2 protein-coding genes are annotated in these 1,204 nt (G+C 66.8%); both read right to left on the bottom strand.

Annotation, left to right across the window (positions count from 1 at the left end):
* A partial coding sequence (locus tag KUM32_RS33155; RefSeq protein ID WP_254406485.1) for an alpha-amylase family glycosyl hydrolase occupies window positions 1–688 on the bottom strand: 688 nt, incomplete at its 3' end.
* The coding region (locus KUM32_RS33150) for a DUF3459 domain-containing protein (protein WP_217145630.1) at window positions 685–1,204 on the bottom strand (520 nt) is incomplete at its 5' end. The genes KUM32_RS33150 and KUM32_RS33155, both read right to left, overlap by 4 nt.

Here is a 1,204-nt window from a genome sequence, read left to right as displayed (position 1 = left end):
TGGTGCCTTCCTCTTGGTAGAGGTAGGGGACGGCGTCCAGTCTGAAGCCGTCGATGCCGAGGTCGAGCCAGAATTTGAGGGCGGCGAGCATTTCCTCCTGGACGGCGGGGTTCTCGTAGTTGAGGTCGGGCTGGTGGGAGAAGAAGCGGTGCCAGTAGTACTGGCCGCGGACGGCGTCGTGGGTCCAGTTGGAGGCCTCGGTGTCGACGAAGATGATGCGGGCGTCCTGGAACTGTTTGTCGTCGTCCGCCCAGACGTAGTAGTCGCCGTAGGGGCCGTCGGGGTTGTTGCGTGATTCCTGGAACCACGGGTGCTGGTCGCTGGTGTGGTTCATGACGAAGTCGATGATCACGCGCATGCCGCGCTGGTGGGCGGCGTCGACGAACTCGACGAAGTCGGCGAGGTCGCCGAACTCGGGCAGGACGGCGGTGTAGTCGCTGACGTCGTAGCCGCCGTCCCTGAGGGGTGATGTGAAGAAGGGCGGGAGCCAGAGGCAGTCCACGCCCAGCCATTGCAGGTAGTCCAGTTTGGCGGTGAGGCCTTTGAGGTCGCCGACGCCGTCGCCGTTGCTGTCCTGGAAGGAGCGGACGAGGACCTCGTAGAAGACGGCTCGTTTGAACCAGTCCGGGTCCCGGTCCTTGGCGGGTGTGTCCTCGAAGGTGTCCGGCACGGGCTCGTTGACGATCATGAGGCTGCCGGCCCTTCGTTCCGAAGCGCGGCGGCGGACGCCCCCTGGACGTGGAAGACGTGCGCGGGGGCCCGGCCGGGCTCCAGGCGCACGTAGTTCGTCCTGCCCCAGTGGTAGGTCTCGCCGGTGAGTTCGTCGCGCACCGGAACCGACTCGTGCCAGTCCAGGCCGAGTTGCGGCATGTCCAACGAGACCGTCGCCTCCTGGGTGTGGTGGGGGTCGAGGTTGGCGACCACCAGCACGACGTCGGACCCCGCGCGCTTGCTGTACGCGATGAGCGCGTCGTTGTCGATCCGATGGAAGCGGAGGTTCCTGAGCCGGTGCAGCGCGGGGTGGTCGCGGCGGATGGTGTTGAGGCGGGTGATGAGGGGGGCGATGGTGCGGCCCTCGCGGGCGGCGGCGGCCCAGTCGCGGGGTTTGAGCTGGTACTTCTCCGAGTCGAGGTATTCCTCGCTGCCTTCGCGCAGGGGGGTGTTCTCGCAGAGTTCGTAGCCGCTGTAGATGCCCCAGGTGGGG

It is taken from the genome of Streptomyces sp. AC627_RSS907 (genome assembly GCF_019049165.1).
This window is presented reverse-complemented; position numbering and strand designations above follow the sequence as displayed.